We start from the raw sequence: 25,776 nt of genomic DNA, 5'->3' as shown, positions 1-25,776 counted from the left end.
GCATGAAACTGAGATCGATCACCAAACGCATGTTCGTTCTCGGGCTGCTGACGGTTCTCGGCACCACCGGGGCGACGTCGGTGGCCACCGCCGAACCCCAGGCACCGCCCTCGGACGTCAACGCGACCGGGAAGCCGCGCGGCGGCTGGGAACCGGTCGGCCCGAACAGCGTCGGCGGGATGCTCGCCGTTTCGCCCGCCGGCCTCGCGATGATGCAGCCGAGCCCGCCCGCCCTGTGGCTCTCCGGCGATCGCGGCGCATCCTGGAGTGTGCGCCGCGGACTGCCGCAGGACACCTCCATCCAGGGATTCTTCGTCGATCCGGCGAACCCGGACCGGATGCTCGCGGTGGGCAACAAACCGGCGGGCTTCCTCGGGGAATGGCGCGGCATGCTGGTGCGGACCACCGACCGCGGCCAGACCTGGGAAACCCTGCGCGAGTGGTACCCCGACGGCGCGTTCGGCATGGCCACGGACCCGACCGGCCGGGTCGTCGTGGTGCAGAACATGGATTCGCTGAGCGTCAGCACCGACGGTGGCGAGCACTGGAACGACGTGCCGAGGACCTGGCCGCGTGAGGGCAACGCCTCGCCGGTCGGCGCGCTCAAGCTCACGATGGTCGGCGACGACGCCTACCTCACGACAGTCCTCCCCGAGTACGCCCTTTGGGTGGTCCGCGGGGTCAGCGGCAAGGAACCGCAGGCCGAACTCGTCTACCGGACCAACGGCGAGATCAACCAGGTCGCCTCGGACGGCAAGCGCTTCGTGGTCACGGTCGGCCCCGAACTGCACGGCTCCACCGACGGCGGCAAGACCTGGACGGTGCTGCGGCGCGATCCCGGCGAGCAGACCCTGCGCGAACCGCGTTTCCTCGGTGGACGGCTGTACGTGTCGACGTATAACGACATAGACGTCAGCGCGGACTTCGGCCGCACCTGGTCCCGTAAACCGGTACCCGCGGCGGGCGAAGGCGTCAGCGACATGATCGACCTCCCCGCCGGGCCGGGCAAACCCGCCACGACGCTGATCTCCTCGCTCTATCGAGGCGTGTACGCGGACGAAGGCAAGCGGGGCTACCAGCAGATCGGCGTCCCGGGCGAATCCATCCGCGACCTCGTGACCACCGGGAACCTGCTGCGCGAGAGCGTCGTCGCGGCGGGTGTGCAGGAGATCTACAACACGCCGCTCCCGCGCGGAAAGGTGGCCGCGACGGACCGGGTCTGGCAGTCGCACCCGGCCGACCGGCTGCACGAGGACGCGCGTCTGTCCGTCTCGCCGGGCCGCCCGGACGTCGTCTGGCAGGTGACCCGGAACGGGTTCTCGCTCGACGTGCTCCGCAGTGGCGACGGCGGACGGACCTGGGAATTCGCGGCGAAGGCGAAGGAAGGCCTCCCCAGGGCGATCTTCGCCCACCCGGCCGACCCGAACCGGGTGCTCGTCTCGGCCTTCGCTCCCAGCGGCTACGTGCTCTACCGCAGCAACGATGCCGGGAAGACCTGGGAGAAGCTCGCGACCGACAACGGCTTCATCGCGTTCGCCGGTGATCCGTGGAACCCGGACCGGGTCTGGGGCGGGGACTCCGACGGCCTGTCCCGGTCGGACGACGGCGGCAAGACCTGGACCCACGTGACCAGCCAGCCGGTCAGTTCGATCTCGATCAGCCGATGGGGTGGCGGCCGCGTGCTCATCGGCGGCGCGGGCATCCACCTGAGTGAAGACGGCGGCAAGACGTTCCGCCGGGTCTTCGACGGCGAGGACCCCCGTGAGATCAGCCGGATCCTGCCGCATCCGTTCGACTTCCGGGTGTGGTTCGCGAGCAACGCGACCGGCGGCGGCGTGCTGCGCAGCACGGACTTCGGCCGCACCTGGTCGCCCGTGCCCGGCGCGCTGCCCGATTCCAGGGTGCTTTCCCTGGCGATCAGCGCGGACGGCCGGTATCTGTTCGCCGGCACCGCGCAGTCCGGCGCGTACCGGTTGACGCTGTACTGAGTCCGAGACGCTTCGTGGCCGGAGGAAGTTCCGGCCACGAAGCGTTTACGCGTGCCTCGCCGGATGTCAGAGTCGGGGACATGGCCATCGATGTCGCCGCCCTCCGGCTCCAGTTCCCCTCCCTCGCCGACGGAACCGCCTTCTTCGACGGACCCGCGGGTACCCAGACACCCCGGCCCGTCGCCGAGGCCATCGCCGGGACGCTGACCGGTCCGTTGTCGAACCGGGGCAAGGTCAGTCCGTCCGAACTCAACGCGGAGAACGCCGTCTCGGGCTTCCGCGACGCCTACGCGGACTTCCTCGGTGTGCCTGCCGAAGGCGTCGTCCACGGCCGCAGCGCCACCCAGCTGACGTACGACTTTTCCCGGCACCTGGCCAAAAGCTGGCGCGAGGGCGACGAGATCGTCGTCAGCCGTCTCGACCACGACGCCAACGTCCGGCCGTGGGTCCAGGCCGCCGAACGCGCCGGAATGACCGTCCGTTGGCTCGACATCGACCCCGAAACCACGGAACTCGACCTCGATTCCCTCGTCCTCACCGAACGGACGAGGCTGGTCGCGGTCACGGCGGCCTCGAACGTCCTCGGCACCAAGCCGCCGATCCGCCGGATCGCCGATCTCGCCCACGACGCCGGGGCGCTGGTGTTCGTGGACGGAGTGCACTACGCCGCCCACGAACTGGTGGACGTGCCCGCGCTCGGAGCGGATTTCTTCGTCTGCTCGCCGTACAAGTTCCTCGGCCCGCACTGCGGCGTGCTCGGCGCGTCGCCCGCCCTGCTCGAAACCGTCGAGCCGGACAAGCTCGTGCCGTCGCCCGACACCGTGCCCGAGCGATTCGAATTCGGGACGCTGCCGTACGAGATGCTCGCGGGCGCGACGGCGGCGGTGGACTTCCTCGCCGCGCTGGACCCCGGAGCGGGCGGATCACGGCGAGAACGGCTCGCGAATTCGATGAACTCGTTGCACGAGCACGAAAACACGTTGCGCGCCAGGCTGGAGGAAGGGCTGGGCGACGCCGTCACCGTCCACTGCAAGGCGGCGGACCGGACCCCGACCGTGCTGATGGGCCTCGGTGGCCGGGAGCGCGAGGCACAACGGCATCTCGCCGAAAGGAACGTCGTCGCGCCGGCGGGATCCTTCTACGCCCACGAGGTCTTCGCGGCCTTGAAGCTGGAGGATCCGGCGCTCCGGGTCGGGCTGGCACCGTACACCAGCATCGACGACGTCGACAGGTTGCTGGACGGGCTTTCGACGTTCGGGTGAAGACGGGTCGTGGTGTTTTGGGTGGTTCTATTGAGGAGTAAGTCAAAGGTGCCGGCGGCGAATTGGCCGGGGCGGGTGAGTGACCGGGGCGAAGGCTCCCTTCGCCGCATTAGACGCGGTGAACGGAGCCATCGCCCCTCATCGACCCCGACACGTTTGCCTCGTCTCTCCCCGGCAACTCGAACACTCACGGCCCCGCGCCTGTCCGAGCCATCTGTGGCAGCTCATCGGCTGATCCTCGCTTTGGGGCCGATCACAAGACTCGTCCGCCCGATCTTGTGATCGGCCCCATGGACGTACGGTGACCGGGCCGACACCCTGAGAGGAACGCCGTGGGCAACGGGGTCCAGGCGGAACGGGACGGGTGGCCATCATGGGGAGACTTCGCGCACGGACACTGATCGCCGGGATGGTCGCGCTCGCCACCGTCGGCCTCGCACCCGCCGCGACGGCCGCGACCGGTATCGACACCCGATGGAGCGAACCAGGCCCCTACGCGGTGACCGTCGAAGCCCTCGACAGCGCCCACACCGTGTACCGGCCTTCGCGGCTGGAGAGGCATCCGGTGATCCTGTGGGGCAACGGAACCGGCGCGAACCCGAAGACGTATGACGGCCTGCTGCGGCATCTGGCCTCCCACGGTTTCGTCGTCGCGGCGGCCGACACGCCGAACGCCGGTTCGGGACAGGAGATGCTGGCCGGTGCCGCGACCTTGATCGCCGAGAACTCCCGTCGCGGCAGCCGCTACGAAGGGAAGATCGACACCGCGCACATCGGCGCCACCGGCCATTCGCAAGGCGGCGGCGGAGCGATCGCCGCCGGCGCCGACGCGCGCGTCACCACCACGATCCCGATCGAACCGGGGCCGCAGGGCTCCGCCACGGCACTCAAGGGTCCTTCGTTCTTCCTCGGCGGCCAGTTCGACACCATCGTCATTCCCGGGCTGCTGGTCATCCCGCGCTACCGCCTCACGGACCAGGTCCCCGCGATCTACGGCGAACTCCGCGGCGCGACCCACTTCACGCCCGTCGGCGACGGAGGCGGGTTCCGCGGTGCCATCACGGCGTGGTTCCGGTTCTGGCTTTCCGGTGACGAGCGGGCCCGCGCGGAGTTCTTCGGCCCCTCCTGCGGGTTGTGCCGGGACGGCGCGTGGTCCGATGTCCAGCGCAACACGAAGGCGCTGGCCGTTCCGGGAGCATGATCGCCGTTCTTGTCGGTGGTCCGGGCTAGGGTCTGCCTCAGCAGCCTGACCTGGAGGGATACCCGTCATGACCACTCTCGACAACCGGCCGAACACCGCGCTCCTCGTCGTCGACGTCCAGAACGCCGTCGTCGACGAGGGCTACGAGCGCGACGCCGTGATCGCGAAGATCGGCGGTCTCGTCGGCAGGGCACGGCGGGAAGGCGTCCCGGTCGTCTGGGTGCAGCACTCCGACGACGGGCTCGTGCGAGGAAGCGAAGAATGGCGCATCGTCGGCGAACTGAACCAGGAGGAAGCCGAGCCGGTCGTCGAAAAGTCCTACGGTGACTCGTTCGAGGACACCGACCTGGAGAAGGTGCTGGCCGAACGCGGTGTCGGACGGCTCGTGGTCGTCGGGGCCGAGACCGACGCCTGCATCCGTTCGACGCTGCACGGCGCCATCGTCCGCGGGTACGACGCGACGCTGGTCGGCGACGCGCACACGACCGTGGACAAGACCGAGTGGGGCGGAATCGCACCGGAACTGGTCATCGCGCACACGAACCTGTACTGGCGGTATCAGGCCGCGCCGGGCCGAAAGGGAGGGACGGTGATGAGTGAAGACGTCGATTTCAGCGGCTGAGCGGCTTCACGGCGTTCCCGGCCAGTGAGCGAGTAGCAGACCGGCGTCACCGGCGAAAGTGTTGTGGCAGTGGGACTTCGCCGCCTGCAGCACGCGGCGGGCGATCTCGGGCGGCACGTGTCCGGCGTTGGCGCCCAGGCTCCCGGCGAGAGGGAACCGTGCGCCGTCGGCGGAACGCGCCTCCGAGAGGCCTTCGGTGTGCAGGACGAGGAGATCTCCAGGCTGGAGTCGGGCGGTCGAGACCCGGCCTGGCGTCCCGGCGCCGAACGGCGATCGCGGCAAACTGTCCACTGTGGACTGTTCGTGCCCGCTGCCGAACACGAACGGTGCTTCCCCGCCCGCTTCGAGGTGGCGCACGTCCCCGTGGGCGAGGTCCACTTCGGCCAGGGTCCCGCGAACTGACCCGCCGACACCGAACTGCGTCGAAAGCGCTTTGTCGACAGCGCTCTCCTGGCCGTGCAGGCCCTGGCCCTCACGGCGGGCGGACCGGTAGGCCGCGAGTGCCGCCGACACCACCAGGCCCGAGGACTCGGTGTCGCGGCCCGCGTCGAAGATCGCCAGCCATGCCGTCGTTGCGGAAAGGGCGTAGTCGAACGTGACGCCGCGAACGTCGTAGGCGGGCTCGACTCCGCCTGCCACCACGACGTCGCGCGTCGCCGCCGTCAACGGGGGCAGGTGCTGCCAGAGCAGTTCGGCGGTGGGATCGCGCCTCCGTCGTCGGCGAGTCATGTCGAGGCCGTCGCCGTAGCGCATCGCGGCGGCGATGAGGTGGCCGGACAGCGACGCGAGCCAATGGCATTGAGTGCGCAGCGAGGGGTCGTTGAGGTCGGTGTTCGGGCCGGCTTCGACCTCGAGCACGCCTACGCGCTCGTCGCCGTCCAGCAGCGTGGCCCACAAGCGCGGCCCGGCGGAGTCTTCGGCCAGCACGGTGTCCGCCTGCCGATACGCCTGACCGGCGAGGCTGGTTTCGATCGCCTGCGGTACCCGGCCGGGCGACTGCTCGGGAAACGGGATGAGCCGGTGCTGGTCGTAGTCGGCGAGGTAGACCGCTATCCGGAGGTCCAGCGCGCGCCCCGCCGCCGCGATGACCTCGGGCAGCCGCTCCGGGGCGACCCGGTGGGCGCCGTCGAGAAGGCCCACCAGCGCGGCCAGCGGACCGCGGGGGCGGGTGTCCTCACTGGGCTCGCGGCTGTACGGTGCCCGTCTCGCGCCGGAGATCTCGTCGAGGCGCTCGTTGACCGCGTGGGCCACCATGTCCCGTTGGATCCGGGGCAGGGGGAACAGTCCCTGCAGGAACGCCTCCAGTTCGACTTCGCTGACGTCACCACCGAGCGCGAAGTACCTCAGCCACAGCTGCTCCACCGTGAGGCCGGTGCGCGCGAAGCAGGCAGCGACGATCCGTCGCTGCTCCTCGGCCTGGAGCGAGGACAGAATGACCACCCCCGGAGTGCTCGGTGTTACGGGGCCTGGGTACCAACCGGGACCCCGGATGAAACATGACCGACAAGGCGTCGCGTTACGCCAGGTGGCCGATCGGTTCGTCGGCCGCGTGCCAGGAAGAGACGATCCACGACGGGCCGAACGTGGGTCGCGGTAGGCGGGGTGATCGCATTCGGCTAAGGTCGGCTTCCGAAAGCGGTTCTGAGCGTTGAGAAGTTAGCGCCGATCCGCCGGTAACCGGGTTGGTTGCGGCGGTTGATGGTGCGCGCTCGGCGCCGGTTCTCGCCGGTGGCTCCCGTGGTGCATCACGCCGATGTGCAGAAGTGGGAGAGGCGGGCTTTGGACGATGAAATCGACTGGCAGCGGGACAAGAACCGATTCGTCGAGGATGTCGGCGACGGCGAACTGCCGGTGACCTCTGAAAACGGCGCCCGGCTCCTCGCCGGGCCACTGGTCAACCAGTTCGTCTCCCTGACCAGGGCGTTGCTGGATTCCGGTTCGATCGCGGCGGTACTCGAACGGGTGGTCTTCGCGACGCGTGATCTGGTGCCGGGCGCGGATCTGGTCAGCGTCACCCTCCTCGATCCCGACGGCGGGTTCCACACGCCGATGGGGACCGACGAGATCGCCGGCGAACTGGACCAGCTGCAGTATCAGTACGGCGAGGGTGCCTGTGTCGAAGCGGCGCGGGTTTCGGGACCGGCGGCGGCCTTCAGCGACAACCTCGCGGAAGACGCCCGGTGGCCGCGTTTCGGCCCTGCCGCCGCGGCGCTCGGGTTCCACTCGCTGGTGTCGACGGCCTTGCTGCCGGAAGCGTCGAGTTCGCAGCTGTCCGGCGCGTTGAACGTCTACTCGCGCCGTCCGCACGGCATCGCCAGGGCCGACCGCGACGTGCTGCTGCTTCTGGCGACGCACGCGTCGCTGGCTTTGGCGACGACGCACGCGGTCACGCGCGGGCAGCTCCAGGAGGAGCAGCTCCAGCAGGCGCTCGACAGCAGGGACGCGATCGGGCAGGCCAAGGGCATCCTCATGGCACGGCGCGGGATCGACGCCGCGGAGGCGTTCGAGGTGCTGCGGCATACGTCGCAGAACATGAACGTCAAACTCCGGGAACTGGCGGAGATGCTGTCCAAGCGGCATACGGAACTGCAATTGCCCGACTGAGCGGGACGGCCGCTACTACGATCGCGATCATGGGTTTCGGCGAACTGGAGTTGTCGCGGACGTTCGAGTGGCGTGGCCGTTCGGTGGCGTGGGAGCGCCTCGGCGAAGGCGCCCCGGTGGTGCTGTGCCACGGGACACCGTGGTCGGCGCAACTGTGGGCGCCTTTCGCGCGAGCGCTCAGCGAGGAGTTCGCCGTCCACGTCTGGGACATGCCCGGATACGGTCGTTCGTCGAAGGATCCCGGCCACGCCGTCGATCTCGGCACGCAGGGCGAGCTTTTCGCCGACCTGCTCACGTATTGGGGGCTGGCCGCCCCGCACGTGATCGCCCATGACTACGGCGGAGCCGTTTCGCTGCGCGCGAAGCTGCTGCACGGTGCGGAGTACGCCTCGCTCGCGCTGGTGGACGTCGTCGCGCTGCGGCCATGGGGTTCGGAGTTCTTCCGGCTCGTCGCCGAGAACGCCGAGGTCTTCCAGGCGCAGCCCCCGACGGTGCACAAGGGTGCGCTCGAGTCCTACATCGGGACGGCCTCCCAGCGAGGTCTCACCGGCGCGCAACTGGCCACCCTGACCGGGCCTTGGCTGGACGAGGAGGGGCAACGCGCCTTCTACCGGCAGATCGCCGAGGCGGACGTCCGGTTCACCGATGAGATCCAGGACCGCTATCCGGAACTCGAGTTGCCGGTGAAGGTGATCTGGGGCGCGGACGACACTTGGATACCGGTGGATCGCGCGGAACAGCTCGCCGACGCGATTCCGGGTGCCCTTCTGGACGTCATTCCCGATGCCGGGCATCTGATCCAGTACGACGCGCCGGTCGAACTGGCGTTTTCCCTGCATCGGTGGCTCACCGCGGAAGTGGGCCGGTGGGGACCAGCCGGGAGCGGACGCTGAAAGGCGCCGCCAAGATCAACATCGTTGCATTCGGATATTAGAAGTCGTCTACGTGATATCCGGCCACGTAGGCGCTCGAAAGCAGTGCGCCGTGACATTCCGCGGTCGACGGGCCGAAACCGATCGGCACCCAATGGCCGACGGTGTACCAAAAGGAGGATCCGGACGCGCAGTGGGCGACCACCCGGTACGTTTCCGAGTGTCTCGGCAGCGAGAAGCAGGTCATCGAAATGCCCTCACCGAAGAGGATTCCGTAGCGACTGCTGTCGCATCCGTAGGGCGGGAACTGGCCTTCGGTCGCCGCGGCGGCCGGCGAGGCGGCCAGGAATCCGGCCGCCGAAAAGGCGGCCATGACTAAAGCGGCGATTTTCTTCTTCATTGTTTCTCCCGCGTCTGGTTCCCAGTGGAAAGGCCAGATTAGCCGCACGGAAGAATTGTCGTGAATTCATCGGGCAGGTGAAACGAGAACGCGTGCGGTGAACCGCGCTGCTCCGAAAGGGCGTCGCCGCCCCTCTTCTGAGTTCCCGGCTCCCCTTTTGGCCTAGCGCCGCCGGTACTGTGCCGGAGACGTGCTGGTGGACCGGTCCTCATAGGACCCGGCCCGGCCGCGGTCGACGTGGAACGTCGTCAGGGTGCTCACCGGGGAACGCGGGTCGCGCCGGTCGCCGATCACCCGCATGTGCGTGCTCCAGCGGCGCGGGGTGACCTCGTAGACGTCGTAGCCGTACCGGTCGCCTTCGAAGTACTTGAGGTGCGGGTTGGCCGCGCCCATCTTCGGTCCGTTCGTGGCGTTCCACTCGGGGGAGTAGGCGCCGGAGGTGACCGAGTGCGCGGTGAACTCCGTGCCGATCACGGGGGTGGTGGGATCCGCGAAGTCCGGGCGGATGTCGTCGACGAACGCGGAATGCCAGTCGCCGGTGATCACCACGAGGTCTTCGAGGCCGCTCTGTGCCACGTGGGTCAGCACCTCCTTGCGTTCGGCGAGGAAGCCGTCCCACTGGTCCGTGAACATGTAGCCGCCGCCGGGCTTCGCCAGCTGGCTCAGCATGATCGAGTTCACCCAGCAGTGCCAGGCCTCGCCGGCCCCGGTCACCTGGTCCTTGAGCCACGCCTTCTGGTCCGCGCCGAGGATCGTGCCGTCGGGCAGGTTCTGCGCCGAGCGGTACTGTCGCAGGTCCAAAATGGACAGGTCGAGGAGGTCGCCCCAGCGGCGCTGACGGTGGATCCTCGGCGTCGAGGGGTGGTCCGGGCGCACCGGCATATGCTCGAACCAGGCCTGATACGCCGCCGAGCGTCGCGCCCGCAACGACGGGGTGGTGCCGCTGTAGTCGTTGACGACCTCGTGATCGTCCCAGGTGATGAACCAGGGGTGGGCCGCGTGGGCGTCCCGCAACGAGGGGTCGGACTTGTAGAGCGCGTGGCGCCGCCGGTACGCCGGCAGGGTCAGCACCTCGGGACCTTCGTGGTCGCGCAGCGGGTTGCCGCCGACCTGCCCGTGTTCGTAGACGTAGTCGCCGAGGTGGACGACGAAGTCCAGCTCCTCCCGCGCGATCCCGGCGTGCGCCGCGTAGAACCCGTCGTGGAACGCCTGGCAGTTCGCCGAGGCGAACCGCACCCGCCGGACCGGCCCGACCGGCGCGGTGCGGGTGCGGCCGATCCGGCTGACCTTGCCGAGCGCGTGGAAGCGGTAGTAGTACTGCGAGCCCGGCTCCAGCCCGGACACCGGCACGTGCACGCTGTGTCCGGCCCCGGCGGTGGCGGCCGCCGTCCCACGCGCCACGCGACGGCGGAAGCCGCGGTCGGTGGCCACCTCCCAGCCGACCTCGACGGTGTCGTCCAGCGGCTGCTCGAACTCCATCGGTTTCGGCGCGAGCCTGGTCCAGAGCGCGACGCCGTACGGGACCGGGTCGCCGGACGCGACGCCGAGCGTGAACGGCGCCTCGTCCCAGGTCGCGCCCAGTGCGACGGCGGCCTCCTCGGCCTGCGCGACCGTCATCCGCGAACTCAACGGCCAGGCCAGCCCCAGCGCACCGGCGGTGGCGGCGCCTCGCAACAGGTCCCGGCGGTTGACGGACATCGGTGGTCTCCTCGGCGCTCGGCGGATCGCTCTCCGATACCGAACACCGCCGAGATGGCCGGAGGTCGACGCGGGGGAGAACATCAGACGGTGATGACGACCTTGCCGCTCGTATGCCCGTCCCGCACGTAGCGGACGGCTTCGGGCGCCTCGGCCAGCGAATAGGCGCGGTCGATCACCGGCGTGACCTTCCCCGCCTCGATGAGCGCGCGCAGCGTCTGCAGATCGTCCTGGTTCTCCGTGGAAATCAGGCCGCGGAGCTTCTGCTTCACGAACGGCCCGAGCACCAGCGCCCGCAGAGTGCGGCCCACCGCGCCGATCCATTTCCCTTCGGTCTCCCCGCCGACGAGGACGAGAGTGCCTCGCGGAGTCAGGGACTTCCGCAGCGAGGTCAGCGACCGGTTGCCGGCGGTGTCGACGATGAGGTCGTAGCCGCCGCCGAAGTCTTCGCGGGTGTAGTCGAAGACCCGGGGCGCGCCGAGCGAACGCACCAGGTCGACCTTGCCCGTGCCGCATACGCCGTCCACTTCGGCGCCGAACGCCTTGGCGATCTGCACCGCGAAGGTGCCCACGCCGCCGCCCGCGCCGATGATCAGGACCTTCTGCCGGGGCGCGACCCGGCCCCTGTCCCGGAGCGCTTGGAGCGCGGTGAAGGCCGAGATGGGAACGGCGGCCGCCTCGTCGAAGCCGAGCCGCTCCGGTTTCCGGGCGATACTGTCCACTGTGGTCAACGCGTACTCGGCGAAGGATCCCTGACAGGTACCGAAAACCTCGTCGCCGGGCCGGAATCGTGTCACTTCGCCGCCGACGGCGTGCACGACACCGGCGAAGTCCATCCCGCGAACGCGGGCCTTCGGTCTCCGTACCCCGAAACCCATCAGACGCACCAGATACGGCGAGCCTTCCATGAGGTGCCAGACGCCGGGATCGACCCCCGCCGCCCGGACTCGCACGACCACGCCGTCCGGTCCTGCTTCGGGTTCGGGCAGGTCGGCGGGTTGCAGGACGTCGGTGGTGCCGTACTCGTTCTGGACGATCGCCTTCATGGCTGCCTCTTTTCCTAGTCCGGGTACTGGAAAACATCGTCGAGCCCGACGCCGAACGCCCGGGCGATCTGGAACGCCATCTCGAGTGACGGCGAGTAGCGGCCTTGCTCGATCGCGATGACCGTCTGGCGCGTCACGCCGATCCGGTTCGCGAGTTCGGCCTGGGTCATCTCGCCCTTGGCGAATCGCAGGGCGCGGATGGAGTTCGTGACCTTGGTCGGTTTCACCACGCCTGGAACCCCTCGCGGTATGCGGCGATCTTCGCGAGCGAGCCGAGCAGGGAGGAGCACACGAAGGCGAGGTAGACGGTGTTGGCGATCCAGAAGTGGTCCAGTTCCGCCATCGCCATGACGAGCGCCGCGACACCGCCGATCACGACGAACGACTGTCCTATGTGGTCACTGAACCGGCCGATCTCGCGGTCTCGCTGGTCTTTGCGGTCGTCGTCACGCGGCGCGGCGATCGTCACGGCGATGTTCAGCACGATCGTGGCCGCGATGGCCGCCCCGATCGTCCACAGCAACGTCGCCACGTAGGAGACGTCGACGAGCGGGCCGGAGCCCGCTCGGCTGAGGACGACGATCAGATACACCACGTAGGCGCAGATCGTGACCACCGCGGTGATCCACGCGCGTTTCTCTTCCAGTGCCACGAAATCCAAGGTAAAGAGTTCTGGACATCATGTCAAAGATTCTTTACTTCGACACCGAGAACTAGTTCGTGATACAAATAGTGCGTACTGCGAACTCAAGGAGTGGTGATGGCACTGTTCGGATTCGGCCTCGAGACCGGCGTCGGCGAGGTGGACGACCTTCTGCGGCACGCCGAACAGGCCGACCGCGCGGGACTCGACCTGGTCAGCTTGTCCGATCACCCGTACTTCGCCGACCGGCTGGACGCCTACGCGGCACTGGGCGTGATCCTCGGCAGGACGTCGCGCGTGACGGCCGCCGTCAACGTCACCAACCTGCCGAGCCGTCCCGCGCCGATGCTGGCGAGGACGATCACGTCGCTTTCGGCGCTCTCGGGCGGCCGCGTCGCGCTCGGGATCGGCGCGGGCGGGCTCTGGCGGGAGATCGCCAAGCTCGGGGTGGAGCACCGGACGCCCGCCGAGGCGGTCCGGGCGATGGGGGAGGCGATCACCCTGATCAAGGCGCTTTCCGGAGGCGGGGCGCCGGTGACGTTCGAAGGGGAGTTCTACTCCGTCGACGGCTTGGTGCCCGCCGCCGCGACCGCGCCGCCGGTCTGGACGGGCGCGGTCGGGCCCAAATCCCTCGCGGTGACCGGGAAACTGGCCGACGGCTGGATCCCGGGACACGCCGCGGACTGGCTCAGCCCCCGGTTCGCCGAATCCCGTCCGGTGATCGACCAGGCGGCCGTCGACGCGGGCCGGGACCCCGGTGAGATCGCGACCATCTACAACTTCCCCGGCCGCATAACGGAAAACCCGGTGGCGTCCCCGCGTGACGACGACGGGCGCTGGATCGGTGGTTCACCGGAGCAATGGGCCGAGGAACTGGTCTCGGCGGTGCGCGACCACGGCGCGGCGGGGTTCATCTACTTCCCGGTCGAGGACGGAACCTCCACCGACAGCGCGCTCGGGCGCTGGGGGAACGAAGTCGTCCCCGCGGTTCGCGAGGAGCTGGCGCGGGGCTGACCACGATCGCCTCGTGAGTGGCAAGGTACGTGAAGGCCCCCTTCACTGCGCTGGACGCAGTGAAGGGGGCCTTCATGTACAAGCCAAAGGGGCGGAGACCCGCCGGTGTCAGGCGTCGATGGTGAGGGTCTCTTCGAGGGTCGCCCGGTGCGTCGGCTTCGCCTCTTCGTAGCGGCGACGGCCCTCGTCGGTCACGACGACGAAGATCCCGCGCCGGTCCGATTCGCAGAGCGCGCGCTGGACGAGGCCCTCACGCTCGAGACGGGCGACGAGCCGTGAGGTGGCGCTCTGGCTCAAGTGCACGACCTCGGTCAGGTCGGCCGCGCGGCATTTGCCGACCACGCAGGTGACCAGCCGTTCGAGGGCTTCGAACTCGGTGACGCCGAGCCCGTGGCGCTCCTGCAGCCGGCACTCGAGCCGACCGAAGACCGCCGCATGCCGGGCGGACAGGTCGTGCCACTCCCGCAGCAGGTCTTCTTCGGCGACGTCGCTCACGCGGCCCAAGTTAGCATGCACATGAATTTTATGCAAAGTCATTAAATGCACTTGCATTAGATGCGTGTGCATGTACTGTACGGATCATGAGTTCTTCCGTGCAGCTGTCCACCAGCTCGACAAGGTGGGACGCGCGCCTCTGGGGTGTCCTGCTCACTGTGTCCGTTGTCGTCGGCCTCGACGCGCTCGACGTGTCGATGGTCGCCGTCGCCCTCCCGTCCATCCAGGCCGACATCGGCCTCTCCACCGGCGCCTTGCAGTGGATCATCAGCGCCTACGTGCTCGGCTACGGCGGCCTGCTGCTCCTCGGCGGCCGCACCGCCGACCTGCTCGGCAGGCGCCGGGTCTTCCTCGTCGCCGTCGCGGTCTTCGCGCTCGCTTCCCTGCTCGGCGGTCTCGTCGACGACGGCGCGCTGCTGATCGCCACCCGCTTCATCAAGGGCCTGGCCGCCGCGTTCACCGCACCGGCCGCGTTGTCCATCATCACCACGACCTTCCACGAAGGTCCCGCCCGCAACCGGGCGATCAGCATCTTCGCCGTGTTCGGTGCCAGCGGTTACTCCGCGGGCCTCGTCTTCTCCGGCCTGCTCACCGAGGTGGGCTGGCGCTGGACGTTCCTGCTGCCGGTGCCGATCGCGATCGCCGCGCTGGTCGCCGCGATCAAGCTGATCCCGTCCTACGAGCCGCAGACGGGCGGTGGCTACGACTTCCCCGGCGCGATCACCGGTGCCGCCGGTTCGCTCCTGCTGGTCTTCGCCGTGGTCGAGGCGCCGGAGATCGGCTGGGCCGCGCCTCGGACGCTGATCTCGTTCGCCCTCGCGCTCGCCCTGCTCGCCACCTTCGTGTTCATCGAGAAGCGCAGCAAGCACCCGCTGCTCCGGCTCGGCATCCTGCGCTCGGGTCCGCTGGCCCGCGCCAACCTCGGTGGCGCGACGTTCTTCGGCGCGTACATCGGTTTCCAGTTCGTGGTGATGCTGTACCTGCAGAACGTGCTGCACTGGTCCGCGCTGCAGACCGCGCTCGGATTCCTGCCCGCCGCGCTGATCGTGGCCTTCGGTTCGCCTCGGATCGAGCCACTGATCGACCGGCTCGGCACCCCGCGCACGATCCTCGCCGGTGTCGTCGCCCATGTCATCGGGTACGCGCTGTTCCTGCGGATCGACGAAACCTCCAGCTACGCCGGCTCGGTGCTGCCGAGCATGATCCTGCTGGGCATCGGCTTCATGCTGGCGTTCTCGTCGCTGAACATCCAGGCGACCAACGGCATCTCCGACGACGAGCAGGGGCTCGCCGGCGGACTGCTGAACACGTCGATCCAGGTCGGCGGCGCGATCGGGCTCGCCGTGGTGACCGCGGTCCTGACCGGCAACTCCGGCGGGGCCACCGGCCCGGCGGCGCTGCTGAACGGTCTGGCGCCCGCGCTGACCGTCGTCACCGGCATCGCCGTGATCAGTGTCCTGGTGGCGCTGTCCGGAGTCGTCGGGCTGCGCAAGGCCGAAGCTCGCTCCGCCATCGCCGAGCCGGAGTACGCCGCGGCCGAATGATCAGGGGGTGAGGTGCCCCTTCCCGCGCTCGGGGGCGGGAAGGGGCCCTTCGCTACCAGCGGATCGGCAAGGATTTCAGCCCGTTCTGGAAGTTCGACCGCAACCGCACCGGTTCACCGGCGAGTTCGGCCTCGCCGAGCAGATCCAGGACCGCTTCGAACATCGCGCGCAGCTGCACCCGCGCCAGCTGGGCGCCGAGGCAGAAATGCGGACCGTGCCCGAAGGTCAGGTGGTCGTTGGGAGTGCGGCCGATGTCGAAGCGGTCCGGGTCCTCGAAGACGGTCTCGTCGCGATTCGCGGCGGAGAACCAGACGACCACCTTCTCGCCCGCGCGGATGTCCACATCGGACAGAACGACGTCCTCGGTCGCGGTCCGGCGGAAGTGCATGACCGGCGTCCAGAAGCGCAACATCTCTTCCACCGCACCGGGAAGCAGCGAACGGTCGGCCAGCAGCCGCCGGTACTGATCCGGATGCGACAGCAACGACAGCATCCCACCGGGGATGCCGTTGCGCAGTGTTTCGTTGCCTGCCACGGAAAACAGCCAGAACAGGTTCTCGAACTCCGCGATGGACACCCGGCCGCCGTCTTCCACGTGCCCCATCAGGTTGCTCATCACGTCTTCGCCGGGATGCCGGCGTTTGTACTCGCCGAGCGCGGTGGCGTACGCGTAGAGATCCGGCATCCCGGCCCGCGTGCGCGGATCGGGCATCGCGCCGTCCGGTCCCGGAACCGGCCGCACCGCCAGCGCCGCCCGCGCGAGATCGGTGACGTCGCCCGCGTCGACCGTCGCGCTCACCGCGTAATCGGCGTCCTGGTAGCCGATCACGCGATTGCTCCAGTCGTACATCAGCCGCCGGTCCTGTTCGGGGATCCCGAAGACCTCGGCGAGCGTCAGCAACGGGAGATCGGCGGCGAGGGTGGCGAAGTCGCACTCGCCGTTGTCCCGGACCCCGGCGATCAGCTCCCTGGCCCAGCCCTGGATCCGCTCGGTCAGCCTGTCGACCGCGCGCGGCGTGAACGCCTTCGTGAGCAGGCCCCGCAGCCGGGCATGCTCGGGCGGATCCATGTTGAGCATCATCCGCCGGACGTATCCGAGATCCTGCTCGGTCGCCGGATCCCGGATCTGTGTCCCGCCGAGGTGCGACGAGAACTGCTTCGGGTTCTTCAGCACGTGCTTGACGTCCGAATGCCGCAGCACGGCCCAGAAATCGTCCACGCGTACGACCGGCGACTTCCGGCGCAGCGCCGCGAGGTGCTCGTACGGCACGCCCCGCGTGTACACGTCCGGATCGGTGATCACGGCGTCGACACTAGCCCGCGCACCGGGGACTGAGGAAAGATCCGTCCGGTGGACAAGCTGAAGATGCGCACCGCCGGAACCGAAGGCCCCGCCGTGCTCCTGTTGCACGGCCTCGGCGCGACGGGCGCGGTCTGGGACGGCCTGATGCTGCAACCCGGCTACCGCTGGCTGGCGCCCGACCTGCCAGGGCACGGGGCCTCACCGCACTCGGCGCACTACTCGTTCGGCGGGTTGGCCGCGGCGGTCGCCGAGGCGCTCCCGGAACGCGGTCCGCTGCTGGTGATCGGCCACTCCCTGGGCGGCGTGGTCGGGCTCGTGCTGGCCAGCGGGTGGTTCGGGCTCCGGGTCGACGGGTTGCTCGCGGTGGGCGTCAAGGTCGACTGGAGCGAGACCGACCTCGCGAAGGCCGCCGACATGGCGGCGAAACCGCCCAGGGTGTTCCCGGCCCGCGAGGACGCCGAACGAGCGTTTCTCAAGATCGCCGGGCTCACCGGCCTGGCCGAAGCGGATCCCGACGGCATCGTCGAAACCGAGGGCGGCTGGCGACTGGCCCTGGACCCCCGCGCGTTCGCGGTCGGCGCTCCCGACATGCCCGGCCTGCTCGGCGCGGCGCGCTGCCCGGTCGCCCTCGCCGCCGGTGAGCACGACCCCATGAGCCGGCCCGAACAGCTTCGCGCGCTCAGCGATGCTTCCGTCGAGCTTCCCGGACTGGGTCACAACGCCCACGTCGAAGACCCGGCCGTGCTCCTGGCCTTCCTCGGGCAATTCGTCCTCTGAATGCGGTAGTTCGCCGTCGAACCACCGCATTCAGAGGACGAAACGCGGGGGTGGCTAGCGCCGAAGGCGGCCGAGGGTCGCGATGCCCTCGGCGATGTCGCTCGCCGGGCTCGCCCCGTACCCGAGGACGAGGCCGGGATTCATCGGCCGCTGACAGTGCCACGACAGCGGCTGCACCTTCACCCCCTGCTCCAGCGCGGAGGCGGCGAAGTCGAGGTCGGAGAACTCGCCGTCGAAGGTGATCGTCAGATGGAGCCCGGCGGCGGCGCCGTGCACCACGGCGTCCGGAAGATGCGTCCGGAGCGCGTCGATCATCGCGTCCCGGCGGCGGCGATGCCGCTTGCGCACGAACCGCAGCTGCCGTTCCATCTCGCCGGATTCCATGAGATGCGCGAGCACCAGCTGCGGGAGGACGGCGTTGCCGAGGTCGGCGAACCGTTTGGCCGCGACCACCTCGTCCCGGTATCGCGGCGGCACCAGCATCCAACCGACCCGGAGCGCGGGCGCGAGCCACTTCGACACACTGCCCGCGTAACAGACCTGCTCGGCGAGCATCGAGCGCAGCGCGGGGACCGGCGGGCGGTCGTAGCGGTGCTCGGCGTCGTAGTCGTCCTCGATGATCAGCCCGCCGTCCGCGGCCCAGCGCATCAGCTCGCGACGGCGTTCCCCGCCGAGCACGACACCGGTCGGGAACTGGTGCGCGGGCGTGAGCAGCACGGCGGGCGCGCCGCTGCGGACGAGTTCGTCGACGTCGATCCCGTCTTCGTCGACCCGGATCGGCGGTGTCGCCAGCCGCCGGTCGTGCAGATGCTGCCGCGCGCCCAGCGAACTCGGATCCTCGATGGCGATCTCGGACATCCCGTTGTCGCGCAGCACCTGCGCCAGCAAACCGAGACCCTGCGCGACACCGGCGACGATCAGCACGTCGTCGGCGTCGGCGGTGATGCCCCGGGTGCGGGCGATCCAGTGCGCGATGGCCAGCCGCAACGCGGGCGCGCCCCGCGGGTCGCCGTAGCCGAAGGCCGCCGCCGAGAGGTCGTTGAGCACGGTGCGTTCCGCGCGTAACCAGGCGGTCCGCGGGAACGCCGTCAGATCCGGCACGCCGGGGGACAGGTCGATCCGCGCCGGGGTCGACCGCAGCGAGTCGAAGACGCCGATCCCGGGCGCGGGCTGGAAGATCGTGCCAGCGGCCGGGGGACCGGGTGCCGCCTGCTCCTTCGTCCGCGCGGGCGCCGCGACGACCACCGTGCCCGCGCGGCCGCGTCCGGCGACGTGACCGTCTTCGACCAGCCGCTGGTAGGCCTCGGTCACCACCCCACGAGAGACCCGCAGGTCCGCGGCCAGCGCCCTGGTCGCGGGCAGCCTGCTGCCGACCGGCAGGCGGCCGTCGGAGATGGCGTGCCGCAACCGCGACGCCAGCCAGTCCGACCGGCGCCCCGGCGGTGCGTCCCCGATGTCCAGCTGCAGGAAGTCCGAGCCCTCGGCAGTCACCGGATCATTGTGTCATTCGGGGTCGTAGGCGAGGTTCGGGCGGAGCCACTGTTCCACTGTGGACAGTTCGAGGCCGCGACGGACCGCGTAGTCCTCGATCTGGTCCTTGCCCAGCCGCCCGACGGTGAAGTACCGCGAAGCAGGGTGGGCGAAGATCAGCCCGCTGACGCTCGCCGCCGGCGTCATCGCGAACGATTCCGTCAGTGCCATGCCGAAGCTGCCCGCGTCGAGCAGGTCGAACAGCTCCTGCTTCTCGCTGTGATCCGGGCTCGCCGGGTAGCCCAGCGCCGGGCGGATGCCGCGGAACTTCTCGGCGTGCAGGTCTTCCAGCTTCGGATCGGCGTCCGGTTCGAACCAGTCCCGCCGCGCCTGGAGGTGCAGATGCTCGGCGAACGCCTCGGCGAGCCGGTCCGCGAGCGCCTTCACCATGATGGCGCGGTAATCGTCCTGCTTCGCCTCGAACTCGGCCGCGAAATCCTCGGCACCGAGGATGGTGACCGCGAAGCCGCCGAGGTGATCGCCCGCGCCCGCCGGGGCGATGTAGTCCGCCAGGCAGCGGTTGGGCCGCGACAGCGGTTTCTTGGTCTGCTGGCGCAGCATCGGGAACTTGACGCCCGATCCGAGGATGATGTCGTCACCCTCGGAGTGCGCCGGCCAGAACGCGTACGCGCCCTTGGCCTGGAACCGCTCCTCGGCGATGATCTGGTCCAGCAGGGTGTTCGCGTCTTCGAACAGCTCGCGCGCCACCGGGTTGTCCAGGATCGCCGGGTACTTGCCCTTCAGCTCCCAGGCCAGGAACAGGAAGGTCCAGTCGATCATTTCGCGCAGCTCGGTGAGCGACGGCGAGACGTACCGGACGCCGGTGAACGCGGGCGTCGGGATGTCGTCGAAGGAGACCTTCTCCGGGTTGGCCCTGGCCTGCTCGACCGTCAGCAACGGCGTGCGCTGCTTGTTCGCGTGCTGCACACGCAGGTCTTCCTGGTCCTCGCGGTTCTTCTTGTCGAGGATTTCGGCGCGGTCCGCGTCGAGCAGGTCGCCGACGACGCCGACGACGCGGGAGGCGTCGAGGACGTGCACTGTCGTGTGTTCGTACGCGGGCGCGATGCGGACCGCGGTGTGCTGGCGCGAGGTGGTCGCACCGCCGATCAGCAACGGCAGTTTCAGCCCGCGCCGCTCCATTTCGGCGGCGACGTTGACCATTTCGTCCAGCGACGGCGTGATCAGGCCGGAAAGCCCGATGGCGTCGGCGCCCTCGGAAACGGCCGTGTCCAGGATGACCGAAGCCGGGACCATCACACCGAGGTCGATCACCTCGTAGTTGTTGCAGCCGAGGACGACGCCGACGATGTTCTTGCCGATGTCGTGCACGTCGCCCTTGACCGTCGCCAGGACGACCTTTCCGTTGCCCTGGCGGGTTTCGACGCGGCCTTCGAGGCGCGCCTTCTCCTTCTCGGCCTCCATGAACGGTTCGAGGTAGGCCACCGACCGCTTCATCACGCGCGCGCTCTTGACCACCTGCGGCAGGAACATCTTCCCGGATCCGAACAGGTCGCCGACGATCTTCATGCCGTCCATCAGGGGGCCTTCGATGACCTCGAGCGGCCTCGGCAGCTTCTGACGCGCTTCCTCGGTGTCTTCTTCGATGTAGTCGACGATGCCGTGCACCAGCGCGTGGCTCAGCCGCGCCTCGACCGTGTTCTCCCGCCAGGAGAGGTCGACCGTGCGCTGGGTTCCCTTGCCGTTGACCGTTTCCGCGAACGTGACCAGCCTGTCGGTGGCGTCCTCGCGGCGGTCGAAGAGCACGTCCTCGACCAGTTCCAGCAGATCCTTGGGGATGTCTTCGTAGACCGCGAGCTGCCCGGCGTTGACGATGCCCATGTCCAGCCCGGCGCGCACGGCGTGCAGCAGGAAGGCCGAATGCATCGCCTCACGCACGACGTTGTTGCCGCGGAAGGAGAACGAGAGGTTCGAGATACCGCCGCTGATGTGCACGCCGGGGCAGCGTTCCTTGATCCGCGGCAGCGCGTCGATGAACGCCTTGGCGTACCCGTTGTGCTCGGAGATCCCGGTGGCGACCGCGAGCACGTTCGGGTCGAAGATGATGTCCTCGGCGACGAAACCGGCCTCACTCGTGAGCAGGTCGTAGGCACGCCCGCAGATCTCGACCTTGCGGTCGGCCGTGTCGGCCTGGCCCTGCTCGTCGAAGGCCATCACGACCACGCCGGCGCCGTAGTCGCGGATGCGGCGGGCCTGCTGGAGGAACTGCTCCTCGCCCTCCTTGAGGCTGATGGAGTTGACGACCCCCTTGCCCTGCACGCATTTCAGCCCGGCTTCGAGGACCGTCCAGCGCGAGCTGTCGATCATGATCGGCAGCCGGGCGACCTCGGGTTCGGTGGCGATGAGGTTCAGGAACGTGGTCATCGCCTTTTCGCTGTCGAGCAGGTCGGCGTCCATGTTGACGTCCAGCAGGTTCGCCCCGCCGCGGACCTGCTCCAGCGCGACGTCGACGGCGGCCTGGTGGTCGTCGGCCTCGATCAGCTTGCGGAACTTGGCGGATCCGGTGACGTTGGTCCGCTCGCCGATCATGACGAACCCGGTGTCCTTGCCGATCTCGAACGGCTCGAGCCCGCTGAACCGGGTGTTCGCCTTCGGCTCCGGGACGTGCCGCGGCGCCATCCCGCGGACGGCGTCGGCGATCTCCTTGATGTGCGCGGGGGTCGTGCCGCAGCAGCCGCCGACGACGTTGACCATCCCCGCCGTGGCGAAGTCGCCGAGCAGCCCGCCGGTCTCCTCGGGCGTCTGGTCGTACCCGCCGAACGCGTTCGGCAGGCCGGCGTTGGGGTGACAGGCCGTGTACGTGCCCGCGAGGCGGGACAGCTCGGCGATATGCGGGCGCATCTCCTCGGCGCCCAGCGAACAGTTCACGCCGACGAGCAGCGGATCCGCGTGCTCGATGGAGCTCCAGAAGGCCTCGACCGTCTGCCCGGACAGCGTCCGGCCGCTCAGGTCGACGATCGTCACCGAGATCCACAGCGGCAGATGCGGCGCGACGTCACGCGCGGCGGCGATCGCGGCCTTGCAGTTGAGGGTGTCGAAGATCGTCTCGATGAGCAGCAGGTCCACGCCGCCTTCGGCGAGCGCCTTGATCTGGTCGGCGTACGCGGCGTACACCTCGTCGAAGGTCACGGCGCGGAACGCCGGGTCCTCGACCTTGGGGGACAGCGACAACGTGACGTTCAGCGGTCCGACCGACCCGGCGACGAACTTCCCGCCCGCCGCGTCCGCCGCTTCGCGCGCGATCTGGGCGCCGCGGAGGTTCATCTCGTACGCGAGATGCTCGAGCCCGTAATCCGCCTGGCCGATGGTCGTGGCGGTGAACGTGTTCGTCGTCGTGATGTCCGCGCCGGCGTCCAGATACTGGCGGTGGATGTCGAGCACGACGTCCGGCCGGGTGATGTTCAGCAGGTCGGGGTCGCCGGTGATGTCACGAGGGTGATCCTGGAACCGCTCGGTGCGGTAGTCCTCGGGCTTGAGGCCGGCGTTCTGGAGCATCGACCCCCACGCGCCGTCGAGCACCACGATGCGCTCGTTCAGCAGCTTTCGCAGGGCGGTCGTTTCCATCCAGCGCTCCTCCCATGTCGTGGGAGGCGCCCTTGCGGTGAAGTCCGGGGCCGAGCGTGGCGGACCCCGCGGTCCGTTGCAGCGCCTCTCGACCTTGGCGACCAGAGTACCGGACCCGCACAAGGGCGCTTCGCCTGAATTGCTCAGCCGCTGGCCAGGGCGGGTTCGGCTTCCCGGATCGTGGGACGAGGCGGTGCGGGCCTGCGGCGGGCGACCAGTTTGCGGCCGACGTCGATCATCGGCACCTCGACCCAGCGGTAGAGGACGTCGGAGATGACGAGGGCGACGACGGTCACGGCGATCGCGGTCAGGGTCCGGTGGATGCCCAGCTGGGGAATCGACAGCGCGACCACCGTCGCCGCCACCCCCTGCAGGAGGTAGACGGAGTACGACCGCTCGCCGATGAACCGCATCGGAGGGGTGGAGAAGAGCCAGGCGATCGGGCCGCGCGGGATCAGCGACGTGACGAACAGCGCGACCAACACCGCGTACGTGGTGCCGCCGATCGTGCCGCCGTCTTGGAAGAAGGCCTCGATGTCGGTGATGTGGATCTGGAGGACGACGAGAACCGCGAGCAGGACGAAGCAGGCGATGGGATGGGTGAAGACGCGGAGGACCGCGAAGCCCTTGCGGTAGTGGAGGCCGATGGCGAGCGCGCAACCGATGATGATCGGCGAGTAAGCGCCGGCGTAGGGCATCACCGGGATCAGGGCGATCATGAGCGCGATCAGGCCGATCGCCAGACCCAGCCGCTTCGGGAAGCTCAACGCCGCGATGCCGAAGGCCAGGAACGGCCAGACGAGGTAGAACTTCTGCTCGACTCCCAGCGTCCACGACTGACCGAAAGGTGCGTTGTGGGCGAATTCGTTGGTGAAGGTCAGGAAGTACGGCATCGCTCCGGCGAGCCCACTGGAGGCGTACTGACCGCGGAGATAGGTGAACACGATGATGATGCCCAGAACCGCGAAATACACGGGAAGAATGCGGAACGCACGACGGATATAGAAGTTCGCGAGCGAGATCCTGCCGTTTCGGTCTTCTTCACGCAGTGCCAGCGTGGTGATCAGAAAGCCGGAAAGAACGAAGAAGAGGTGGACGCCGATCCACCCGTTGGCCATGGCCCACGACGGTCCTCCGTAGTGGAACACCACCACGAGGAGCGCGGCGATCGCGCGCAGCCCGTCGAGGGCCGGGAATCTCTTCGTGGACAGGTACTGCTCGTGCGTCATCATGCTTGAACCCCCAGGAACGTCACCGGTAGTCGGGCCGATGCGGATGCGTCACTCTAAAGGGTGAAATACTGGTTCCTGTGAGGGGGCTGTGTGTTTTCTGTGTGTAGTAAAGGCCGCTACAGCGTGTTCCGTTATTTGGTAACGGTCGACCATCATCAATGGTGATCTGTTTCCTTGAAAGCGGATCGCCACCTTCATGATCAAGTGTCGTTGCCGGATATCGGCAACGGTGGTTTCGTGCATCCGGTGAGACATGTGGTCGTGGGACTGCTCGGTGCTCTGCCCGCGCGACTCGCCGGGGTCGTCGAAGGGCGGATTGTCGTTTTCGGATCGGATGGAGGAGAGTCGATGTTCGCTTTGCGCGCGGTCTGTGGACCTGTCCACCGATTGCGGGGCGGACCTTTCCTCGACGGGGCCTACGAAGTCGATCAACAGGGACGACTTCGACTCATTCGCCCGTGACGTCGGAGAAAGGTAGTGATGCGTTCGATCGAGCTGCGCTCGGCCGACAACCACTCCGTATGGTGGTTCCACGGCAGCAGTACCCGAAAGTGCGGATGGTCATGGCAGCAGTGATCAGGCTCGGTGGTGAGCAGGTCTCGGTCGGCGACTTTCTCTCCACCGCGGTCTTCGAGGATGACAGGTCGACGAAGGTCGATCTGCGCATCGTGATGATCCTGCGTTACGAACGGCCGGTCGAGCTGCTGGACTCGCCGCACAGCGCGAAGATCGAACTGGCGGGCGTGGGTGGGCTCGAAGGAGCCCGGCAACTCCGAGGCTGTCCGCAGTGAAACGGAATTCCCGGCGAACCGGCTGGATTTCGACGCTGATTTCCGTCATTGACGGAGGTTCGGACCGGATCGATCACCATCCGTGTCCGCGTTGCGAGAAGAACCGGTTGGAAGTCAGGTATCTCGGCTATCCGGAGAGTCGTCTCGCCACGGTCCATCTCTGGTGTAATGCGTGTCTGCACGGCATTCAGATCTCGCGTGCCCGCGCTCCGGAAGGGATGACGCTGTACCCGATCAAGGATCCGGCGTCGGCCGACGGGATTCCCGACTTCGTCCGGCATCAGCCCTGAGCGTGCTCGCCGAATTCTGCGGGTTGAGATCCCTACCCTTGATCAGAAGCCCACGGTCGCCTTCTGGATCTTCACCGGCTTCGCGGGCAGTCCATCGGCAGGACCGTTCGGATCCGTCGGGATGATCCCGTTCGCCACGATCCGGTCCAGCACCTCCATGCCCCGCACGACCTTGCCCATCACCGAGTAGTTCTTCGGGATGTTCGCGAACGAGTGCACGATGAAGAACTCGCTGCCGTTGGTGCCGGGGCCCTGGTTGCCCATGGCGATGGTGCCGCGTTCGTAGGTCTCGGTGCCGTCGACCTCGTCCGGGAACTTGTAGCCCGGCCCGCCCTTTTCGGCTTCGTAGATGTCTCCGCACTGCAGGACGCCGAGGCGCGAGGAGTTCGTCAGGCGCCAGCACTGGCTGCGGTCGTAGAAGCGCTGCAGCGCAAGGCTCGCCAGGTTGTGGACGGCGCACGGAGCGGCACCGGCGCGGTTCAGCCGGACGGTCACCGGGCCGTAGTTGAAGCGGAAGGTGACGTCGACGGTGCCGCGAGTCAGCGCGAAGGGGAGCGGCGGCAACACCGGGCGGGCCGCGGGGTTTTCCGGTGTCGGCGTGAACTCGCAGCGCACGATCGGCAGGGACGCCGTGGCGGGCGCGGCGGTGGCGACGCCGGGCAGGAACACGGCGGCGAGAGCGGAAACGACAGCGGTGACACCCCAGCGCAGCTTCATGAGGGGGAACCTAACCCAAAAGGATGGTCGTCGGGTAGCCGTTCACGCCTCGCCAAGTACATGAAGGCCCCCATCCTTGCGCCTAGGTGTATTGACCTGGGAGGTTGGGGACGCGGCTGGCGGGTGGTTTGCCGGCGAGTGCGGTGTGGCCGCGGTGGTGATTGT

Annotated in this window: 23 protein-coding genes; 11 read left to right on the top strand and 12 right to left on the bottom strand. The window is 68.5% G+C overall.

The window, feature by feature from the left end:
• Positions 1-2: 2 nt before the first annotated feature.
• From ACSMFO_RS36525 to ACSMFO_RS36510, 4 genes are all read left to right on the top strand, one after another.
• The gene (locus tag ACSMFO_RS36525; RefSeq protein WP_436462122.1) at positions 3-1,988 is read left to right on the top strand and encodes a WD40/YVTN/BNR-like repeat-containing protein; all 1,986 of its coding nucleotides are present in this window, start codon (positions 3-5) and stop codon (positions 1,986-1,988) included.
• An 80-nt stretch (positions 1,989-2,068) separates the two neighbouring features.
• Positions 2,069-3,250, top strand: a complete 1,182-nt coding sequence (locus tag ACSMFO_RS36520) for a cysteine desulfurase-like protein (RefSeq protein WP_436462121.1) — start codon at positions 2,069-2,071, stop codon at positions 3,248-3,250.
• A gap of 373 nt (positions 3,251-3,623) precedes the next feature.
• The gene (locus ACSMFO_RS36515; RefSeq protein ID WP_436462120.1) at positions 3,624-4,451 is read left to right on the top strand and encodes a poly(ethylene terephthalate) hydrolase family protein; all 828 of its coding nucleotides are present in this window, start codon (positions 3,624-3,626) and stop codon (positions 4,449-4,451) included.
• A 67-nt stretch (positions 4,452-4,518) separates the two neighbouring features.
• The gene (locus ACSMFO_RS36510; protein ID WP_360125504.1) at positions 4,519-5,073 is read left to right on the top strand and encodes an isochorismatase family protein; all 555 of its coding nucleotides are present in this window, start codon (positions 4,519-4,521) and stop codon (positions 5,071-5,073) included.
• 6 nt (positions 5,074-5,079) lie between these two features.
• On the opposite strand, the gene ACSMFO_RS36505 is transcribed toward ACSMFO_RS36510, so the two are convergent.
• The gene (locus ACSMFO_RS36505) at positions 5,080-6,513 is read right to left on the bottom strand and encodes a PP2C family protein-serine/threonine phosphatase (RefSeq protein WP_436462119.1); all 1,434 of its coding nucleotides are present in this window, start codon (positions 6,511-6,513) and stop codon (positions 5,080-5,082) included.
• A 339-nt stretch (positions 6,514-6,852) separates the two neighbouring features.
• On the opposite strand from ACSMFO_RS36505, the gene ACSMFO_RS36500 reads away from it, so the two are divergent.
• The gene (locus tag ACSMFO_RS36500) at positions 6,853-7,677 is read left to right on the top strand and encodes an ANTAR domain-containing protein (RefSeq protein WP_395868912.1); all 825 of its coding nucleotides are present in this window, start codon (positions 6,853-6,855) and stop codon (positions 7,675-7,677) included.
• Between the two features lie 29 nt (positions 7,678-7,706).
• Positions 7,707-8,570, top strand: a complete 864-nt coding sequence (locus ACSMFO_RS36495; protein WP_436462118.1) for an alpha/beta fold hydrolase — start codon at positions 7,707-7,709, stop codon at positions 8,568-8,570.
• A gap of 37 nt (positions 8,571-8,607) precedes the next feature.
• Here ACSMFO_RS36495 and ACSMFO_RS36490 read toward each other — a convergent pair whose 3' ends face one another.
• The 5 genes from ACSMFO_RS36490 to ACSMFO_RS36470 form a co-directional block, all read right to left on the bottom strand.
• The gene (locus ACSMFO_RS36490) at positions 8,608-8,949 is read right to left on the bottom strand and encodes a hypothetical protein (protein ID WP_073849043.1); all 342 of its coding nucleotides are present in this window, start codon (positions 8,947-8,949) and stop codon (positions 8,608-8,610) included.
• Between the two features lie 162 nt (positions 8,950-9,111).
• Positions 9,112-10,647 carry an alkaline phosphatase D family protein gene (locus tag ACSMFO_RS36485; RefSeq protein ID WP_073849042.1) on the bottom strand — a complete coding sequence of 512 codons (1,536 nt, stop codon included), beginning with the start codon at positions 10,645-10,647 and terminating at the stop codon, positions 9,112-9,114.
• Positions 10,648-10,730: 83 nt separating this feature from the next.
• On the bottom strand, positions 10,731-11,693 hold the full coding sequence (locus tag ACSMFO_RS36480) for an NAD(P)-dependent alcohol dehydrogenase (RefSeq protein WP_436462117.1): 963 nt from the start codon (positions 11,691-11,693) through the stop codon (positions 10,731-10,733).
• Between the two features lie 14 nt (positions 11,694-11,707).
• Positions 11,708-11,923, bottom strand: a complete 216-nt coding sequence (locus ACSMFO_RS36475; protein WP_037342341.1) for a helix-turn-helix transcriptional regulator — start codon at positions 11,921-11,923, stop codon at positions 11,708-11,710.
• Complete coding sequence (locus ACSMFO_RS36470) at positions 11,917-12,345, bottom strand: hypothetical protein (RefSeq protein WP_436462116.1); 429 nt, start codon at positions 12,343-12,345, stop codon at positions 11,917-11,919. Before ACSMFO_RS36470 ends, ACSMFO_RS36475 begins: the two co-directional genes overlap by 7 nt.
• A gap of 108 nt (positions 12,346-12,453) precedes the next feature.
• Here ACSMFO_RS36470 and ACSMFO_RS36465 point away from each other — a divergent pair, with 108 nt between their 5' ends.
• The gene (locus ACSMFO_RS36465; RefSeq protein ID WP_436462115.1) at positions 12,454-13,350 is read left to right on the top strand and encodes an LLM class flavin-dependent oxidoreductase; all 897 of its coding nucleotides are present in this window, start codon (positions 12,454-12,456) and stop codon (positions 13,348-13,350) included.
• A gap of 108 nt (positions 13,351-13,458) precedes the next feature.
• Here the strand turns inward: ACSMFO_RS36465 and ACSMFO_RS36460 are convergent, their stop codons facing one another.
• Positions 13,459-13,845, bottom strand: a complete 387-nt coding sequence (locus tag ACSMFO_RS36460) for a MarR family winged helix-turn-helix transcriptional regulator (RefSeq protein WP_073849040.1) — start codon at positions 13,843-13,845, stop codon at positions 13,459-13,461.
• An 86-nt stretch (positions 13,846-13,931) separates the two neighbouring features.
• On the opposite strand from ACSMFO_RS36460, the gene ACSMFO_RS36455 reads away from it, so the two are divergent.
• Positions 13,932-15,389 carry an MFS transporter gene (locus tag ACSMFO_RS36455; protein WP_436462114.1) on the top strand — a complete coding sequence of 486 codons (1,458 nt, stop codon included), beginning with the start codon at positions 13,932-13,934 and terminating at the stop codon, positions 15,387-15,389.
• A 52-nt stretch (positions 15,390-15,441) separates the two neighbouring features.
• Here the strand turns inward: ACSMFO_RS36455 and ACSMFO_RS36450 are convergent, their stop codons facing one another.
• Entirely contained in the window at positions 15,442-16,692 is a 1,251-nt protein-coding gene (locus tag ACSMFO_RS36450; RefSeq protein WP_436462113.1) for a cytochrome P450, read from the bottom strand.
• 48 nt (positions 16,693-16,740) lie between these two features.
• On the opposite strand from ACSMFO_RS36450, the gene ACSMFO_RS36445 reads away from it, so the two are divergent.
• Positions 16,741-17,469, top strand: coding sequence for an alpha/beta fold hydrolase (locus tag ACSMFO_RS36445; RefSeq protein ID WP_436462112.1), 729 nt, complete (start codon positions 16,741-16,743; stop codon positions 17,467-17,469).
• Between the two features lie 54 nt (positions 17,470-17,523).
• Here the strand turns inward: ACSMFO_RS36445 and ACSMFO_RS36440 are convergent, their stop codons facing one another.
• From ACSMFO_RS36440 to ACSMFO_RS36430, 3 genes are all read right to left on the bottom strand, one after another.
• A complete protein-coding gene (locus ACSMFO_RS36440; protein ID WP_436462111.1) occupies positions 17,524-18,960 on the bottom strand; it encodes a PLP-dependent aminotransferase family protein in 1,437 nt (478 codons plus the stop codon).
• Between the two features lie 12 nt (positions 18,961-18,972).
• Complete coding sequence (metH, locus tag ACSMFO_RS36435; protein ID WP_436462110.1) at positions 18,973-22,581, bottom strand: methionine synthase; 3,609 nt, start codon at positions 22,579-22,581, stop codon at positions 18,973-18,975.
• A 143-nt stretch (positions 22,582-22,724) separates the two neighbouring features.
• Positions 22,725-23,813, bottom strand: a complete 1,089-nt coding sequence (locus ACSMFO_RS36430; RefSeq protein WP_436462109.1) for an acyltransferase family protein — start codon at positions 23,811-23,813, stop codon at positions 22,725-22,727.
• Between the two features lie 563 nt (positions 23,814-24,376).
• Here ACSMFO_RS36430 and ACSMFO_RS36425 point away from each other — a divergent pair.
• Together ACSMFO_RS36425 and ACSMFO_RS36420 are read left to right on the top strand one after the other, a co-directional pair.
• Positions 24,377-24,604 (top strand): hypothetical protein, encoded by a 228-nt coding sequence (locus ACSMFO_RS36425; protein ID WP_436462108.1) that lies wholly within the window; start codon positions 24,377-24,379, stop codon positions 24,602-24,604.
• Positions 24,601-24,894, top strand: coding sequence for a hypothetical protein (locus ACSMFO_RS36420; protein WP_436462107.1), 294 nt, complete (start codon positions 24,601-24,603; stop codon positions 24,892-24,894). The genes ACSMFO_RS36425 and ACSMFO_RS36420 overlap by 4 nt, the downstream gene beginning before the upstream one ends.
• 42 nt (positions 24,895-24,936) lie before the next feature.
• Here ACSMFO_RS36420 and ACSMFO_RS36415 read toward each other — a convergent pair whose 3' ends face one another.
• Positions 24,937-25,611: a peptidylprolyl isomerase gene (locus ACSMFO_RS36415; protein WP_436462106.1), complete on the bottom strand. Its 675-nt coding sequence runs from the start codon at positions 25,609-25,611 to the stop codon at positions 24,937-24,939.
• Positions 25,612-25,776 lie beyond the last annotated feature (165 nt).

This window comes from Amycolatopsis sp. w19, from assembly GCF_051373225.1.
Classification (GTDB): Bacteria; Actinomycetota; Actinomycetes; order Mycobacteriales; family Pseudonocardiaceae; genus Amycolatopsis; species Amycolatopsis japonica.
Note: the sequence above shows the minus strand (reverse complement) of the source record. Positions and strands in the feature narration are given on the sequence as shown.

Bases quoted from the DNA above. Each gene is read 5' to 3' on its own strand.
- ACSMFO_RS36415 (WP_436462106.1), bottom strand. From the start codon at position 25,611: ATGAAGCTGCGCTGGGGTGTCACCGCTGTCGTTTCCGCTCTCGCCGCC.
- ACSMFO_RS36455 (WP_436462114.1), top strand. From the start codon at position 13,932: ATGAGTTCTTCCGTGCAGCTGTCCACCAGCTCGACAAGGTGGGACGCG.
- ACSMFO_RS36485 (WP_073849042.1), bottom strand. From the start codon at position 10,647: ATGTCCGTCAACCGCCGGGACCTGTTGCGAGGCGCCGCCACCGCCGGT.
- ACSMFO_RS36515 (WP_436462120.1), top strand. From the start codon at position 3,624: ATGGGGAGACTTCGCGCACGGACACTGATCGCCGGGATGGTCGCGCTC.
- metH (WP_436462110.1), bottom strand. From the start codon at position 22,581: ATGGAAACGACCGCCCTGCGAAAGCTGCTGAACGAGCGCATCGTGGTG.
- ACSMFO_RS36490 (WP_073849043.1), bottom strand. From the start codon at position 8,949: ATGAAGAAGAAAATCGCCGCTTTAGTCATGGCCGCCTTTTCGGCGGCC.
- ACSMFO_RS36465 (WP_436462115.1), top strand. From the start codon at position 12,454: ATGGCACTGTTCGGATTCGGCCTCGAGACCGGCGTCGGCGAGGTGGAC.
- ACSMFO_RS36495 (WP_436462118.1), top strand. From the start codon at position 7,707: ATGGGTTTCGGCGAACTGGAGTTGTCGCGGACGTTCGAGTGGCGTGGC.
- ACSMFO_RS36510 (WP_360125504.1), top strand. From the start codon at position 4,519: ATGACCACTCTCGACAACCGGCCGAACACCGCGCTCCTCGTCGTCGAC.
- ACSMFO_RS36425 (WP_436462108.1), top strand. From the start codon at position 24,377: ATGGCAGCAGTGATCAGGCTCGGTGGTGAGCAGGTCTCGGTCGGCGAC.
- ACSMFO_RS36480 (WP_436462117.1), bottom strand. From the start codon at position 11,693: ATGAAGGCGATCGTCCAGAACGAGTACGGCACCACCGACGTCCTGCAA.
- ACSMFO_RS36520 (WP_436462121.1), top strand. From the start codon at position 2,069: ATGGCCATCGATGTCGCCGCCCTCCGGCTCCAGTTCCCCTCCCTCGCC.
- ACSMFO_RS36430 (WP_436462109.1), bottom strand. From the start codon at position 23,813: ATGATGACGCACGAGCAGTACCTGTCCACGAAGAGATTCCCGGCCCTC.
- ACSMFO_RS36525 (WP_436462122.1), top strand. From the start codon at position 3: ATGAAACTGAGATCGATCACCAAACGCATGTTCGTTCTCGGGCTGCTG.